Source organism: Duganella caerulea (genome assembly GCF_040362985.1).
GTDB classification, from domain to species: Bacteria; Pseudomonadota; Gammaproteobacteria; order Burkholderiales; family Burkholderiaceae_D; genus Rugamonas; species Rugamonas vulcania.
In genome coordinates this window covers 89,349-104,294 of the sequence record NZ_BPWJ01000014.1, presented here as the reverse complement: position 1 = coordinate 104,294, position 14,946 = coordinate 89,349, and the positions used below count along the sequence as shown (strand labels likewise).

At 63.3% G+C, this 14,946-nt stretch carries 12 protein-coding genes; 5 read left to right on the top strand and 7 right to left on the bottom strand.

Annotation, left to right across the window (positions count from 1 at the left end):
- On the top strand, nucleotides 1–3,778 hold a 3,778-nt coding region (locus tag ACUJB0_RS29165), incomplete at its 5' end, for a response regulator (RefSeq protein WP_444848310.1).
- Nucleotides 3,778–4,758 (top strand): CheR family methyltransferase, encoded by a 981-nt coding sequence (locus ACUJB0_RS29160; protein WP_444848309.1) that lies wholly within the window; start codon nucleotides 3,778–3,780, stop codon nucleotides 4,756–4,758. The genes ACUJB0_RS29165 and ACUJB0_RS29160, both read left to right, overlap by 1 nt.
- 11 nt (nucleotides 4,759–4,769) lie before the next feature.
- Here the strand turns inward: ACUJB0_RS29160 and ACUJB0_RS29155 are convergent, their stop codons facing one another.
- On the bottom strand, nucleotides 4,770–5,396 hold the full coding sequence (locus tag ACUJB0_RS29155) for a glutathione S-transferase family protein (RefSeq protein ID WP_161091840.1): 627 nt from the start codon (nucleotides 5,394–5,396) through the stop codon (nucleotides 4,770–4,772).
- A 161-nt stretch (nucleotides 5,397–5,557) separates the two neighbouring features.
- On the opposite strand from ACUJB0_RS29155, the gene ACUJB0_RS29150 reads away from it, so the two are divergent.
- Nucleotides 5,558–8,212 carry a M1 family metallopeptidase gene (locus ACUJB0_RS29150; RefSeq protein WP_444848308.1) on the top strand — a complete coding sequence of 885 codons (2,655 nt, stop codon included), beginning with the start codon at nucleotides 5,558–5,560 and terminating at the stop codon, nucleotides 8,210–8,212.
- A 388-nt stretch (nucleotides 8,213–8,600) separates the two neighbouring features.
- Entirely contained in the window at nucleotides 8,601–9,311 is a 711-nt protein-coding gene (locus ACUJB0_RS29145) for a YceI family protein (RefSeq protein ID WP_444848307.1), read from the top strand.
- 2 nt (nucleotides 9,312–9,313) lie between these two features.
- Here the strand turns inward: ACUJB0_RS29145 and ACUJB0_RS29140 are convergent, their stop codons facing one another.
- The 6 genes from ACUJB0_RS29140 to ACUJB0_RS29115 form a co-directional block, all read right to left on the bottom strand.
- Nucleotides 9,314–9,520 carry a hypothetical protein gene (locus ACUJB0_RS29140; protein ID WP_444848306.1) on the bottom strand — a complete coding sequence of 69 codons (207 nt, stop codon included), beginning with the start codon at nucleotides 9,518–9,520 and terminating at the stop codon, nucleotides 9,314–9,316.
- Nucleotides 9,480–9,755, bottom strand: a complete 276-nt coding sequence (locus ACUJB0_RS29135) for a BrnT family toxin (RefSeq protein WP_444848305.1) — start codon at nucleotides 9,753–9,755, stop codon at nucleotides 9,480–9,482. Before ACUJB0_RS29135 ends, ACUJB0_RS29140 begins: the two co-directional genes overlap by 41 nt.
- A 100-nt stretch (nucleotides 9,756–9,855) precedes the next feature.
- The gene (locus tag ACUJB0_RS29130) at nucleotides 9,856–10,215 is read right to left on the bottom strand and encodes a hypothetical protein (protein ID WP_444848304.1); all 360 of its coding nucleotides are present in this window, start codon (nucleotides 10,213–10,215) and stop codon (nucleotides 9,856–9,858) included.
- A gap of 311 nt (nucleotides 10,216–10,526) precedes the next feature.
- Nucleotides 10,527–10,745, bottom strand: a complete 219-nt coding sequence (locus ACUJB0_RS29125; protein ID WP_444848303.1) for a DUF7661 family protein — start codon at nucleotides 10,743–10,745, stop codon at nucleotides 10,527–10,529.
- 21 nt (nucleotides 10,746–10,766) lie between these two features.
- Nucleotides 10,767–11,144 carry a hypothetical protein gene (locus tag ACUJB0_RS29120; RefSeq protein ID WP_444848302.1) on the bottom strand — a complete coding sequence of 126 codons (378 nt, stop codon included), beginning with the start codon at nucleotides 11,142–11,144 and terminating at the stop codon, nucleotides 10,767–10,769.
- A gap of 93 nt (nucleotides 11,145–11,237) precedes the next feature.
- Complete coding sequence (locus ACUJB0_RS29115) at nucleotides 11,238–11,867, bottom strand: LysE family translocator (RefSeq protein WP_444848301.1); 630 nt, start codon at nucleotides 11,865–11,867, stop codon at nucleotides 11,238–11,240.
- 178 nt (nucleotides 11,868–12,045) lie between these two features.
- Here ACUJB0_RS29115 and ACUJB0_RS29110 point away from each other — a divergent pair, with 178 nt between their 5' ends.
- Nucleotides 12,046–14,904 carry a hybrid sensor histidine kinase/response regulator gene (locus ACUJB0_RS29110; protein ID WP_444848300.1) on the top strand — a complete coding sequence of 953 codons (2,859 nt, stop codon included), beginning with the start codon at nucleotides 12,046–12,048 and terminating at the stop codon, nucleotides 14,902–14,904.
- Nucleotides 14,905–14,946 lie beyond the last annotated feature (42 nt).

The following is a 14,946-nucleotide window of genomic DNA, read 5'->3' as shown; positions in this document are numbered from 1 at the left end:
CTCGATGGCGGGTAACTTGACGGGCCAGGTGCGTAACATCGCGGACGTGACCACCGCCGTGGCGAACGGCGACTTGTCCAAGAAGATCACGGTGGACGTGAAGGGCGAGATCCTGGAACTGAAAAACACCATCAACGTGATGGTGGACCAATTGAACTCCTTCGCATCCGAGGTGACGCGGGTGGCGCGCGAGGTGGGTACCGAAGGTAAGCTGGGCGGCCAGGCCAACGTGCCCGGCGTGGCCGGCACCTGGAAGGACTTGACCGACGGCGTGAACTCGATGGCGGGTAACTTGACGGGCCAGGTGCGTAACATCGCGGACGTGACCACCGCCGTGGCGAACGGCGACTTGTCCAAGAAGATCACGGTGGACGTGAAGGGCGAGATTCTCGAACTGAAAAACACCATCAACGTGATGGTGGACCAATTGTCCTCCTTCGCATCCGAGGTGACGCGGGTGGCGCGCGAGGTGGGCACCGAGGGTAAGCTGGGCGGCCAGGCTTACGTGCCGGGCGTCGGCGGCACCTGGAAGGACTTGACCGACAACGTGAACTTCATGGCATCCAACTTGACGGGCCAGGTGCGTAACATCGCGGCGGTGACCACCGCCGTGGCGCGCGGCGACTTGTCGAAGAAGATCACGGTGGACGTGAAGGGCGAGATCCTGGAACTGAAGGACACCATCAACGTGATGGTGGACCAATTGTCCTCGTTCGCATCCGAGGTGACGCGGGTGGCGCGTGAGGTGGGTACCGAGGGTAAGCTAGGCGGCCAGGCCAACGTGTCCGGCGTGGCCGGCACGTGGAAGGACTTGACCGAGAACGTCAACCAGCTGGCGGCAAACCTGACCAACCAGGTGCGCGCGATCGCCGAGGTGGCGACCGCCGTGACACGCGGCGACTTGTCCCGTTCCATCCAGGTGGAGGCGCGCGGCGAGGTGTCCTACCTGAAGGACAACATCAACGAGATGATCCGGAACCTGAAGGACACCACGCTGAAGAACGCGCAGCAGGACTGGCTGAAGACCAACCTTGCGCGCTTCACCCGCCTGCTGCAGGGCCAGCGCGACTTGCAGGCCGTGACCAAGCTGATTCTGTCCGAACTGGCGCCTCTGGTGTCGGCCCACCACGGCGTGTTCTACATGATGGACTCGCAGGAATCGGACGCCCGCCTGCGCATGATCGCCAGCTACGGCTACCGTTCCAGCCGCAAACTGCCCACCTCCTTCCTGCCGGGCGAAGGCCTGGTGGGCCAGTGCGCGGTGGAGAAGGTCCGCATCTGGCTGACCGACGTGCCGCGCGATTACATCGTCGTCTCGTCCGGCCTGGGCGCGGCGCCGCCGACCAATATCGTGGTGCTGCCGATCCTGTTCGAGCAGCAGGTCAAGGCGGTGATCGAGATCGCCTCGCTGGACCGCTTCACCGAAACCCACTTGTCCTTCCTCGACCAGCTGATGGAATCGATCGGCGTGGTGCTGAACACCATCGAGGCGAACAGCCGTACCGAATCGCTGCTGACGCAGTCGCAATCGCTGGCGCAGGAACTGCAACAGACCAACCAGGAGCTGGCCGAAAAAGCCCGCCTGCTGTCCGAGCAGAACATCGAGGTGGAACGCAAAAACCGCGAGGTGGAGCAGGCCAAGCTGGCGCTGGAGGAAAAGGCCACCCAGCTGGCGCTGTCCTCCAAGTACAAGTCCGAGTTCCTGGCGAATATGTCGCACGAGCTGCGCACACCTCTGAATTCGCTGCTGATCCTGGCGCAGCAGCTGGGCGACAACCCGGACGGCAACCTGTCCGGCAAGCAGGTGGAATTCGCCAAGACCATCCACGGCTCCGGCTCCGACCTGCTTACGCTGATTAACGACATTCTGGACTTGTCGAAGATCGAATCCGGTACCGTGACGCTGGACGTCTCCGAGTACCGCTTCCAGAACCTGCGCAACTACGTCGACCGCACCTTCCGCCACATGGCCGAGGCCAAGCACCTGGGCTTCTCCGTGGAGCTCAAGGACAACCTGCCGACCGCGATGATGACCGACACCACGCGCCTGCAGCAGGTGCTGAAAAACCTGCTGTCGAACGCGTTCAAGTTCACCACGCACGGCCAGGTGTCGCTCAATATCAGCCTGGTGAACAGCGGCTTCTCCAGCGACCACCCCAACCTGCTGCACGCGGACGCGGTGCTGGCCTTCGCCGTCAGCGACACCGGCGTCGGCATCGCCGCCGACAAGCTGCAGCTGATCTTCGAAGCGTTCCAGCAGGCCGACGGTTCCACCGCCCGCAAATACGGTGGCACGGGCCTGGGCCTGTCGATCTCGCGCGAGCTGGCGCGCCTGCTGGGCGGCGAGATCCGCGTCGAATCGGCGGTCGGCAACGGCTCCACCTTCACGCTGTTCCTGCCGTATAACCGCGCGGGCTTCATCAACTACGACATGGGCCGCCAGCCGCAGGTGCGCCTGCCGACACCGGCCCCGCAAGTGGTCTACACGCCGCCGCACTACAGCGAGCTGTCGATGCCGGAGCACGACAACGGCAACGCCATCACCGACATCGACACGGACATGGAGGAATACAGCAGCAGCGACGACCGCGGCCTGGTGGCGCCGGGCGACCCGTCGGTGCTGATCATCGAGGACGATGAGCGCTTCTCCAAGATCGTGCTCGATTTCGCGCGCGAGAAGAACTTCAAGGGCATCGTGACGATGCAGGGCGATTCGGCACTGAGCCTGGCGCGCGACTACCTGCCGTCCGCCATCCTGCTCGACCTGGACCTGCCGGACATCGACGGCTTCACGGTGCTGGACCGCCTGAAACGCGACCCGAGCACGCGCCACATTCCAGTGCATGTGATGTCCAGCCTGCGCGAGCGCGAACGGGCGCTGCGCCTGGGCGCGATCTCCTACCTCAACAAGCCGGTCAGCAAGGCCGCCCTGCAGGAGGAGTTCACGCGCATCCAGAAATTCCTGCTGGGCGGTAAGCGCAGCCTGCTGGTGGTGGACGACGAACAAATGCAGCGCGACGCCATCGTCGCCCTGATCGGCGACGCCGACCTGCACATCGTCGCCGTCGACACCGGCCAGGCCGCGCTGGACGCGCTGCGCGAGGCGCACTTCGACTGCATGGTGCTGGACCTGACGCTGCCCGACATCAGCGGCTTCGACCTGCTAGACATCATCGGCAAGGACGAATCGCTGCGCGACCTGCCCATCGTGATCAACACCGCCAAGGAGTTGAACCGCAAGGAGGTGGCAAAGCTGAAGCGCTACGCCAAGACCATCGTCATCAAGGACGCCCGTTCGCCGGAGCGCCTGCTGGATGAAACCGCGCTGTTCCTGCACCGTTCGCAGGCCAGCCTGCCGGAGGCGCAGCGCCGCATGCTGGAGGAGATCCACGCGGCCGACGGCGGCCTGGCCGGCCGCAAGGTGCTGATCGTGGATGATGACTTGCGCAACATCTTCGCGCTGTCGTCGCTGCTGGAACGCCAGCAGATGCAGGTGTCGTTCGCCGAAAATGGCCGCGACGGCATCGAGGTGCTGGAAAAAGATCCGACCATCGAGATCGTCCTGATGGACATCATGATGCCGGAGATGGACGGCTACGACACCATGCGCGCCATCCGCCGCATCCCCAAATTCAAATCGCTGCCGATCATCACGCTGACGGCGAAGGCGATGAAGGGTGACCGCGACAAGTGTATCGCGGCCGGCGCGTCGGACTACATCACCAAGCCGGTGGACGTGGCGCAGTTGCTGTCGCTGATGCGGGTGTGGCTGCACTGATGAGCGTCGTGAACTCGTTAATGGCGTCGCTGCGCGCGGCGCTGCGTCCCGCCGACGCCGGCGGGACGGCCACCAATCCGCAGCCATACGCGGATTCCACGGCTTCCGTGGTCTCCGCGCCCGGCGGGGCTCATGCAGGCGGCCAGCGCCGGCACTCGCCGTCCACGGTGGAGGAGCTGGAACTGGAGCTGCTGCTGGAGGCCGCGTTCCAGGTCTACGGCTACGACTATCGCGGCTACCAGCGCGACGTGGTCACGCGCCGCGTGCAGGCGGCGATGGTGCAGCTGTCCTTGTCCACCATCTCTGCGCTGCAGGCCCGCGTGCTGCACGAGCCGCATGCCTGGAATGTGCTGCTGCGTGAGCTCTCAGTGGAACCGGCGTTGATGTTCGACGACGCGGCCGAAGCGTCGCTGCTGCGCATGTCGCTGGGCGTGTGCCTGCACGGCGCCGCGCTGCCGCGCGTGTGGCTGGCCGACTGCGCCGGCGCCCAGCAGGCGTGGACGCTGGCCATTCTGCTGGAACAGGAGCAGCTCGGCGCGCGCACCGAAATCTACGCCACCGTCTCCAGCGATGCGCTGCTGGCGGAAGCGCAGGCCGCAAGCCTGCCGATGGCGCGCCTGGGCGAACTGCAAGCCAACTACGTGCGCAGCGGCGGCACGGGCAAGCTGCTCGACTATTTCGAAGTCAGCGGCGACGGCCTGCATGCGACGCTGCGGCCGCAGCTGCGCAACCGCATCACGTGGGCGCAATACAACCTGGTCACGGACGCCTCGTTCAACGAGTTCCAGATGATACTGGGACGGCGCACCCTGCCCGACTTCGGCCCGGCGCTGCGCCAGCGCGTGCTGCGGCTGTTCGACGACAGTCTGGCGCCGACCGGCGTGCTGGCGTTGGACCGTCCGCTGGAAGCGGGCGATCCGCTGGCCGCCCGCTACAAACCCTTGTTCCCGCAACAGCCCTGGTACAAGCGCGTGGCCTGAGCTGATCGTTGCTAGTACACGGCCGAAGCGCTCGGCCGTTCCGCCACGCGGTCGCGCCAGGCCTGCAGGTGGTCCATGCCCTCCGCGCCCGGCCGGAACTTCATCAGGCCGCGCGCAAACTCCAACGCGCAGAACGCCGTGATGTCGGCGATCGTGAAGCGCTGCCCCGCCACGAAAGGCTGCCCGGCCAGCACGCCATCCAGCCAGCGCGCGGTGTCGCGCATCTTCTCGCCCTGCGAGGCGCCAAAATCGGCGAACTGCGGCTGCTCCAGTATCGCCAGGCCCGGATGCGTATGACGTATGCAGTTCGCGATCCCCATGAACAGATGCAGCTCGACGCGACGATCCGTCATCTCGATGAAGGCGCGCTCGTCGAAGCCGTCGCCCATCAGGTTGGGCTCCGGCGCGTAGCCCTCCAGCCACGTGCAGATGGCGCGCGTTTCGCACAGGATGCGGCCATCGTCCAGCTCCAGCGCCGGCACGCGGCCGAACGGATTCTTGGCCAGATAGGCGGCACTGCGGTGCGCGCCGCCGAGCAGGTCGATCGACACCTGTTCGATATCGGCCAGTCCCTTCTCGGCCATGAACATGGCGACCCGGCGCGGGTTGGGTGTACGCGGCGAGGTATAGAACTTCATGGTAGTTCCTTTCATAGGATGGTCATACCGGCATCATAGCTTGAACCACAGCCACCAAGATTGACATTGTGACCAGATAGCCGTAGATTGCTCGCTGGCCCACGAAGCCAATAACGGTTTATATCGTATGCCTATCGGCCCACCTTACTGAAGGATAATGCATGAAACGCAGTTTGATATCGCTCGCCGTGATGGCGCTGCTCGGCCTCTCCACCGGCCTCGCCCCACTGACCGTGGCCGCCGCGCCGGCCACCAAGGCCGCCAAGGTCACCACCCAGCTTCCCCGCAACGCCGTGCCCACGCACTACGCGGTCTCGCTGGTGCCGGATGCCGCCAACAGCAGCTTCAGCGCCAGCGTCGTCATCGCGCTAGACATCAAGCAGGCCAGCAACAGCATCACCCTCAACGCCGCCGACCTGAAATTCAGCGCCGCCGCGATCAGCGCGGGGCCAGGCAAGCCTGCGCTGGCCGCCACCAAGATCAACGTCGACAACGACAAGCAAACCGCCACCTTCGAATTCGCCCAGCCACTGGCGGTGGGCAGCTACCAGCTCAAACTGGACTACACCGGCGTAATCGGCACCCAGGCGGCCGGCATCTTCTCGCTGGACTATCAGAACGGCGGCGAAAAGAAGCGCGCCCTGTACACCCAGTTTGAGAACTCCGAAGCGCGCCGCATGATCCCGTCGTGGGACGAGCCGTTCTACAAGGCCACCTTCACGCTGGAAGCGACCGTACCTGCCGGCCAAATGGCCGTGTCGAACATGCCGGTGGCCTCCACCACCAAGCTGGCCGATGGCCGCGAACTGGTGCGCTTCGCCACCTCGCCGAAGATGTCGACCTACCTGCTGTTCTTCGGCCTGGGCGAATTCGAACGCGCCAGCGCGGTCGAAGGCGGCACCGAATTGGGCGTCGTCACGCAGAAAGGTTCGCTGGGCCAGGCCCAGTTCGCGCTCGACTCGTCGGTCGCCGTACTGAAGGAATACAACGACTACTTCGGCGTCAAGTACCCGCTGCCAAAGCTGGACAACATCGCCGCGCCGGGCCGCAGCCAGTTCTTCAGCGCGATGGAAAACTGGGGCGCGATCTTCACCTTTGAAGCCGCGATCCTGCTCGACCCACGCGTCGCCACGCAGTCGGACAAGGAGACCTCCTTCCTGGTGGCCGCGCACGAAATGGCGCACCAATGGTTCGGCGACCTGGTCACGATGGGCTGGTGGGACGACCTGTGGCTGAACGAAGGCTTCGCCTCGTGGATGGAATCGCGCACCACCACCCGTCTGCACCCCGAATGGAATTGGGAACTGCGCGCCGTCGGCACGCGTGAACAGGCCATGGGCCGCGACGCGCTGGCCACCACCCATCCGGTGGTGCAGCACATCAGCACCGTGGAACAGGCCAGCCAGGCCTTCGACAGCATCACCTATCAAAAGGGCGAGTCGGTGATCCGCATGCTGGAGAACTACGTCGGCGACGACGCCTGGCGCGCGGGCGTGCGCAGCTACATGGCCAAGCACGCGTATGGCAACACGGTGTCCGACGACCTGTGGCGCGAAGTGGAAAAGGCAGCGCACAAGCCGATCACCGCGATCGCGCACGACTTCACGCTGCAACCGGGCGTGCCGATGATACGCGTGGCCGATGCCGTCTGCAAAAACGGCCAGACCACCATCGCGCTGACGCAGGGGGAGTTCAGCAAGGACCGCACCGACAAGAAGCCCCTGAACTGGCGCGTGCCGGTGATCGCCCAGACCGTGGGCGGCGCGCCGGTGCGCTCTCTCGTCAACGGCAAGGCCAGCATGACGCTGCCGGGTTGCGGCACGGTGCTGGTCAACGCGGGCCAGAGCGGCTACTACCGCACGCTGTACGCGCCGAAGGCGTTTGCCGCGCTGACCGACAGCTTCGCCGGCCTGCCGGCCATCGATCAACTGGGCCTGCTGTCGGACAGCTGGTCGCTGGGCATGGCGGGCCTGATGCCGGCTTCCAGCTTCCTCGACCTGGCCAGCAAGGCGCCGCTGGATGCAGCGCCGCAGGTGTGGGAGGAGATCGCCGGCTCGCTGGCCGCCCTGCACCAGAGCTACGAAGGCAAGCCTGAACAACAGGCCGCGTTGGACCGCTACGCGCGCAAGCGCCTGGCACCGGTGTTGGCGCGCTTCGGCTGGACCAAGGCAGCGGATGAAGCGGCGCCGGTGGCCAACCTGCGCGAAACGCTGATCAACGTGCTGGGTGCCGTCGGCGACGAAGGCGTGGTCGCGGAAGCGCGTCGCCGTTATGCCGCATCGGCCACGGACAAGGATGCGATGCCTGCGGCGCTGCGCCGCCCTATCTTGGGCGTGATCGCCGCCAATGCCGATGCCGCGACCTGGGACCAGCTGCACGCAGCCGCCCGCGAAGAGAAATCGACCATGATCAAGAGCGAGCTGTATGACCTGCTGGCCACCGTCAAGGACAAGGCGCTGGCGCAGCGCGCGCTGGACCTGGCGCTGACCGACGAGGGCGGCGCCACCGAAGGCGCGTCCATCCTGAACCATGTGGCCGGCCATCACCCGGACATGGCCTACGACTTCGCTGTAGGCCATCACGGACAGCTGGAGAAGAAGATCGACGCCACCTCGCGCAGCCGCTACTTCCCTGGCCTGGGCGGCCGCTCGGCCGATCCGGCCATGATCGACAAGCTGCGCGCCTACGCCAAGCAATACCTGCCGGCCGAAGCGCAAGGCGACACCCGGACCGCGATCGCCTCGATCCAGTACCGCGTGAAGCTGCGCACCACGCGCCTGCCGGAAATCGACGCCTGGCTCGCCAAGCACGGTTGATCGGGCAAAAAAAACCAGCGTCATCGCGAGATGATGCTGGTTACGAAAACGCTCGAAAGCGTGGGGATGGCCGTTGGTCCGGCGGCGATCGTGCCGCCTGGACGAAATTTGTGCCGGGCTTGATGGAGTCCGGCAACCGGGCGCGAGGCTTGAACCGCGCGCTACAGGTGTCACTTTGCCAGCGATCGGCTGGCATAGGCTTAGGGATTCATTAAGGGGAGACTTAAGGGTGATGGTGCCGGTGTTTCAGGCCACCGGCGAGCCTGCTGAGTCATGCTTTGTGAAATCCCGCGCCGGCTTGGGCGCGGAGACCAACTGGAGCACGCTGGAACCAGCGAGACGCATCATAATCGGGCATTATGACGGCCAAATGACTACCGGCGCAGCGATGAAAAAATTCCAAACATATTTGAAAGTGGGCGTGCTGTGCGCCTGCGTGGCCGCGTGTACGCAGCTGCCCGGCCCCGCGCCGGAGACGCCCGCCGCCGCCCCCGCGCATACTCCAGCGCCCGCGAAGCCGGCCGCCTCCATCGCCCATCCGCCGCGCCCGGCGACGCCTGCCGCAGCCGTGCTGAACATCGACAGCGGACTATCGCTGATCACCGTCACGGTGCGGCGAGGCGGCCTGCTGGCGCGGCTGGGCCATGACCATGTGGTCGCCAGCCGCCACATCAGCGGCACCGTCGCACCGGCCGAGAACCGGGCCGACTTCCAATTCCGCCTGGACCAGCTCACGGTCGACGAGGCCGAGCTGCGCATCGCCGCCAGGCTGGAGAAGCAACCCTCCGCCGACGCCATCGAAGGCACCCGCAACAATATGCTGACCAAGGTGCTGGATGCGGAACACTATCCGTTGGTGAATGTGCACGCCGAACGCGGCGCGGCAGGCCAGCCGCTGCAGGTGGCAATCACGCTGCACGGCGTTACCCGCAGCATGGCCATTCCCGTGGAGATCCGCGAAGCCAAGGGCGTGATGACCGTCACCGGCAGCGTCAACCTGAAACAAAGTGATTTCGGCATCACCCCGTTTTCCGTGATGGCCGGCGCGCTGGCCGTGCAGGATCAAATGGAGCTGCGCTTCACGCTGGTGGCCAAGTAATCTTAACCACTTTTTTTGGCGTGCTGTTGGAAGCGGTGCTCCCCGGGCATGACTCGCTTTGCATTGGCCCAGAAGGCCTCAACTTCGGCCTCGTTGTTCGGATCGTACGGTGACTCCGGATCATCAACGTAATCGGGCGCCGCTGCAATCGCGGCTTCGATTTGCTCTTTAGTAAAGAGGGGCGTTTTCGAAATAGATTCGCGTTTCATGTTTAGTCGCATTCCTGCCTGAAATTAGTCGAGCTGAGTCCGCTTGATCAAGCCAAATTAGCCGCACAACTCGTCCCTCAAACCAGCAGAGGCTCTTGATGCGAACCTCTCCATAATTAGCGCTGGTATCCTCTTCGCTGTACATGTAGTGATTGAACAGCACGACCAAGTCAGCAAAGTCGATCCGGTGCTTCTTGAGATTGCCTTTCCGCTTGTTTTCGCCCCAGGTAATCATGGGACGATCTTGTCATTCCATAGTAGGCAACGGCATGAGCTTAATCAAGCTAAGCTGAAAAGTAAAAACTTGAACAAGTTTGAAGAAACTTCGCTACCCATCACTTCGCCAACCTAACGGCAAATGACTCACCATGCATATTGACCACAAAGTCGCGAATACTAGATATGGCACACGAAAAATCAGCTAACAAACTTGATTTTATAACTCCAGTGATGCTGGCCTCGTGGCAATAGCTGAACTGACCTCCGCCATACGCCGGTACACTTTTCAAAAGCACTTCTTCCAAGTTCGGACTATCAACAAATATAGCCAGCGCAGGCTTATCCACATCCTCCAAGGCTTGGACAAAATAACCTATTCCACGTCTCATGGCAAAGATGCCTTCGAGGGTAACTTCCGAACCCTTGAACAGCGGCCTTTGAGCAATCACAACCGAGACTGGCAGCTTTTCTTTCACTTGTTAGAATCCGCAGCGAGATTGCAGTGGGCACAGGCTCTTCCCGTAGATTTTCCATGTCGCAGCGTCAGAGAGGATGGCTTTCCACAACGGGGGCCTTGAAAAAGCAGTACTCGCATTAGACTGTAGGCAAAAAGCGCGGCAGGTATCAGCAAAACCAGTGTGCCAATGCCACTGAAGGGTTGTATCCATTGAATGGCAATGGAACATGCAACAGTACAGACAAGCGAAATGGCACCGATTGTGTTCCAGCGGCTAAATACCTTGAACTCTTCCGAATACATTATCAAGTCCCTCCACAGGAAAAACTCTTATGGCAATTGCACCGCGTTGCAGTTTCGAGGCGTCGCATTCTCATGATACAAGTCTGCCAGATATTCACACAGCTCCTCTTCAGCGACATTGCCCGGCACTATGAAGTCTGCTGGCCTGCGCTTCCCTTCGGCGCCAAGATAAAAAGCTCTCCAGTTCCCTTCTGTGCCGGTAATGGCGATCAGGGCGCCGAAAATATTAAATCTAAATTCTTTCACGGGTAGTGGTTCTCCGCAGAGTCAGGTTTCCAGGAGCTTCCCATCGACAAGGATGCGCACCTGTTCGCCGATAAAACCGACGCGGTGACTTCCGTAAATCGCCTTGCCGATAGCCTCGTAATGTGAGGATGTGTCTGCTTCGATCGAAATGGTCGCATCTGGATGGTCGGCGTAGATTTTCCCGAGAGCCTCGGCAACCTCATTGGTCGAACCCAGCTTCACGCCATGCAAATCCACGTACACACTATCCGTAATCTTCAAAACAACTATTTCACGCACGATTGCCGCTCCAAACTTAATGTTCTGATAATGACATGAAAAAGTTGCAAGTGCAATCGCCGTTGCGAAGGGCAAAAAAAAAGCCCGCGGCACAAAGAGGCGCGGGCGAAAAGTTTTCAAATCGGGAGAGACTTGAAAGAGCAAAGCCAGTATTGCAGCGCAACATTACGCGCTGATGACATACGGCGCCGCGAACAGACTTTTTTTACTCTTTCAGCGGGAGACGATCAGTTTCAGCCCCAGGCCGACGAAAATCGTGCCGGCCACACGGTCCATCCACGTCCCCGCGCCCGGATGGCGGTTGATCCACCCGCCCACCGCGCCGGAGAAATACCCCAGCAAGCCGAACAAAACCACGCCCTGCGCCGTGAACAATAAACCCAGCTGCGCGGTCTGCCAGCTGGCGTCGCCCCGCTCGGCCACCACGAACTGCGGCAGGAACGACAGGAAGAACAGCACCACCTTGGGATTGACGGCGTTGGCGAACAAGCCTTTGACAAACAGCTTGCCCAAGCTCTCATCCGGCACGCCGGCGCCCTCGACCCGCGCGCCACCACGGCTGCGCAGCGCGCCGATACCCAGCCAGATCAGGTAGCCTCCCCCCAGCAGCTTGAGCGCGCCGAACGCCAGCGGCGACGCCTTGATCAGGGCGCTCACGCCCAGCGTCGCCAGCAGCGTGTGGCTCAGGCAGCCCAGCGCGCAGCCCAGGCCGAACACCATGCCCTGCCGCCTTCCACGCGACATGCCGACGCTGAGCACCATCAAATTATCCGGGCCCGGCGAAATCGTGATCAGCAAGGCGGCGCTGAGAAAGCCGATGAATTGTTCTGGGGAGATAAGCACGATCGCGCTCCTGTGGTGCAAAGGCGCCATCTTACCTGGCTCGTCCGGCGCGCGCCAAGTATCGTTACATGCCTCAGGTCAATTTTTGGATAAAACAATAAGTTCTCGTTTAAAATGGAAAAAACCCAACTTATCGAGACCGGCGGCCTTCGGAATACTAATGAGTAAAGCTTGCAAGATGTCTTACGGTCTGACGCGTGGCTTATGGGTCGTGCTGCTGGCGATGCTGGCATGGTGGCAGTTGCCGCCCGCCGCCGCGGCGTCCGCCGAGACTTTGCCGGCCGCCATCAGCGTGAATACCGCAAGTATCGATTTAATGACGACAGGCAAGCTCTACCTGGACGAAGGCCAGCCCTTCCCGGTCGACGCCGCCGGCCTGCCCAAGCTGCTGGCGCGGCTCAAGCCCGCGACCAAGGTCGATCTGCTGGGCGGCAGCTACTGGCTGTATGCCGAGCTGCGCAACGACAGCCACCAGCCCGCCTGGGTCATCGATCCCAACGATACGCTGATCGACATGGTCGACATCCAGGTGTTCGGCCCCGACGGCAGCGCGCGCCAGATGCTGACCGGCTACCGCCAGCCCCATTCCTATCTGCTGCACTACGGTAAAGACGTCGACCTGCAACCCGGCCAGCGCTACCAGGTGCTGATACGCTTCGCCAGCCCCTACTATGCGCGCACGCCGGTGATGTCGGTGCTGCCGCGCACCACCTACCAGCAGCTGGTGGCGCGCGAGAACGTGCTCATCATCGGATCCATCGGCGCGCTGCTGGCGCTCACGGTGTTCAACTTCTTCATCTACTCGATCACCCGCGACAACTCCTCGCTGTACTACTCGCTGTACGTGCTGTGCTACGCCATCGCCTGGGGCATGACCTTTCACATGACGGCGGACCTGTTCGGCTGGCACAACCTGCAATGGCACTACGTACCCTTCTTCCTGCTGCCGGTGCTCAGCACCATGTTCTACACCAACTTCCTGCGGCTGGAAGAGCATTCGCCGCTGCTGTACAAACTCAGCCGCATCAACATCGTGCTGCCGCTGCTGACGCTGCCAAGCTGCTTCTTCTACCTCAGCTACGCGCACACCATCGCCACCATCGTCATCTCGATCTGGATGACGATGGCGCTCACCAGCGGCATCGTGGTCTGGCGGCGCGGCTATTATCCGGCGCGCTTCTTCGTGCTGGGCTTCGTGGCGCTGATGGTGCCGGGGCTGCTGATCCTGCCTGCCAACGTCGGCCTGATTCCGGCCATGGTCCCCAACGCGCAGCTGTTCACGCTGCTGGGCGGCACACTGGACGGCGTGCTGCTGGCCTTCGCGCTGGCCGACCAGATCCGCCTGCTGCGCAACACGCTGGAGCAGCGCGTGCAGGAACGCACCGCCCAGCTGACCGAGGCCAAGGAACACGCCGAAGTGGTCAGCCGCCACCGCATCGACTTCCTGTCGGCGATGAGCCATGACATCCGCACGCCGCTGGCCGGTGTGATCGGCATGATCAAGTTCGCCATGCGCGACCAATCGGTGCGCGGCCGCACCGAGGAATACCTGCGCATCGGCCTGCAGAACAGCGAGTCTCTGCTGGCCATCCTCAACGACATTCTCGACTTCTCCAAGATCGATGCCGGCCGCCTGTCGATCGAGACGGTGGACTTCGACCTGATCGCGCTGGTGGACGACGCCATCGGCATCCTGCAAGGCCAGGCCGATGCCAAGAGCCTGCTGCTGCGCTGCGACCTGGCGCTGGACATGCCGCGCTACGTGCGCGGCGACCCGACCCGTCTGCGCCAGATCCTGCTTAACCTGCTGGGCAACGCCATCAAGTTCACCGACCGCGGCGAAGTGCGGCTGGACGCCTCGGCGCTGATGACGGTCGACGGCCGCACCAGCGTCAGCTTCGACATCACCGACACCGGCCCCGGCATCCCGGCCGAGACCCTGCCCCGCCTGTTCCAGAAGTTCGAGCAGGCCGACCACTCGACCACGCGCCGCTACGGCGGCACCGGCCTCGGTCTGGCGATCTGCAAGGAGCTGGTTGAACTGATGGGCGGTTCGATCGCCGCCGAGAGCCGCGTCGGCGTCGGTTCCACCTTCAGCTTCACGCTGCCGCTGGCGCTGGGCGCGGTGCCGGTGGTCGATCCATCCAGCCTGCCGCGCAAGGAGCACCACGCCTACCGTCTGCGCGTGCTGTGCGCCGAGGACGTGCGCACCAACCAGATCATCGTCAGCACGCTGCTGGAGAACATGGGCCACGACATCCGCGTGGTGGAAAACGGCCTGCAGGCGCTGCACGCGCTGAGCACCGCCGCCTACGACCTGGTGCTGATGGATGGCCGTATGCCGATGATGGACGGCGAACAGGCCGCGCGCCTGATCCGCAGCGGCGGCAGCGAGGATTACCGCGTGCTCGATCCCGGCATCCCGATCATCGCGCTGACCGCCAACGCCAGCGACCATGACCGCGCGCGCTACCTGGCGGTCGGCATGGATGGCTTCCTCAGCAAGCCTGTCGACGAGCGCCTGCTCTACGACCAGATCGAAAAGACCATCGCCCAGCACCTGAGCCGCGGCCGCCCGCTGCGCCCCACAGATGCGGCGCGCCTCGCGGCCTCGCGCGCCGAATCGCTGGACGAGCAGTTCGGCGTGGCGCCCGCCATCGAGAAGCGCATCGATCCGTCCACGGTGCAGATCATGCCGCTGGCCGGGCTGTCGCACTCGCACATGCAGCGCATCACCCAGGCCTTCCTGGACGAGGCGCCGCGCCGTCTGGACACCGCGCGCGCCGCCGTGGCGGCCGGTAACGCCCACGCTGCTGCGGCGGCGATCCACGCGCTCAAGGGCAGCGCCGGTTATCTGAGTTCGACCCATCTGCACACGCTGTGCCACGAAATGGAGGCCGCCGCAGCAGCCGGCGACCTGGATGAAGTGACCCAGCGCCTGCCCGGCGTGGCGGCAGCGCTGGACCAGGCCTGCAACGATCTGCGCCGCGCCGCCAGCGACGACGTCGACATCTCGCAGCCCGCATCCACGATCTGATCCCGTACCGCCGCCTGGCGGCTGCAATCGCCGGCGTTTTGC

Bases quoted from the DNA above. Each gene is read 5' to 3' on its own strand.
- ACUJB0_RS29160 (WP_444848309.1), top strand. From the start codon at position 3,778: ATGAGCGTCGTGAACTCGTTAATGGCGTCGCTGCGCGCGGCGCTGCGT.
- ACUJB0_RS29155 (WP_161091840.1), bottom strand. From the start codon at position 5,396: ATGAAGTTCTATACCTCGCCGCGTACACCCAACCCGCGCCGGGTCGCC.
- ACUJB0_RS29150 (WP_444848308.1), top strand. From the start codon at position 5,558: ATGAAACGCAGTTTGATATCGCTCGCCGTGATGGCGCTGCTCGGCCTC.
- ACUJB0_RS29145 (WP_444848307.1), top strand. From the start codon at position 8,601: ATGAAAAAATTCCAAACATATTTGAAAGTGGGCGTGCTGTGCGCCTGC.
- ACUJB0_RS29140 (WP_444848306.1), bottom strand. From the start codon at position 9,520: ATGAAACGCGAATCTATTTCGAAAACGCCCCTCTTTACTAAAGAGCAA.
- ACUJB0_RS29135 (WP_444848305.1), bottom strand. From the start codon at position 9,755: ATGATTACCTGGGGCGAAAACAAGCGGAAAGGCAATCTCAAGAAGCAC.
- ACUJB0_RS29110 (WP_444848300.1), top strand. From the start codon at position 12,046: ATGTCTTACGGTCTGACGCGTGGCTTATGGGTCGTGCTGCTGGCGATG.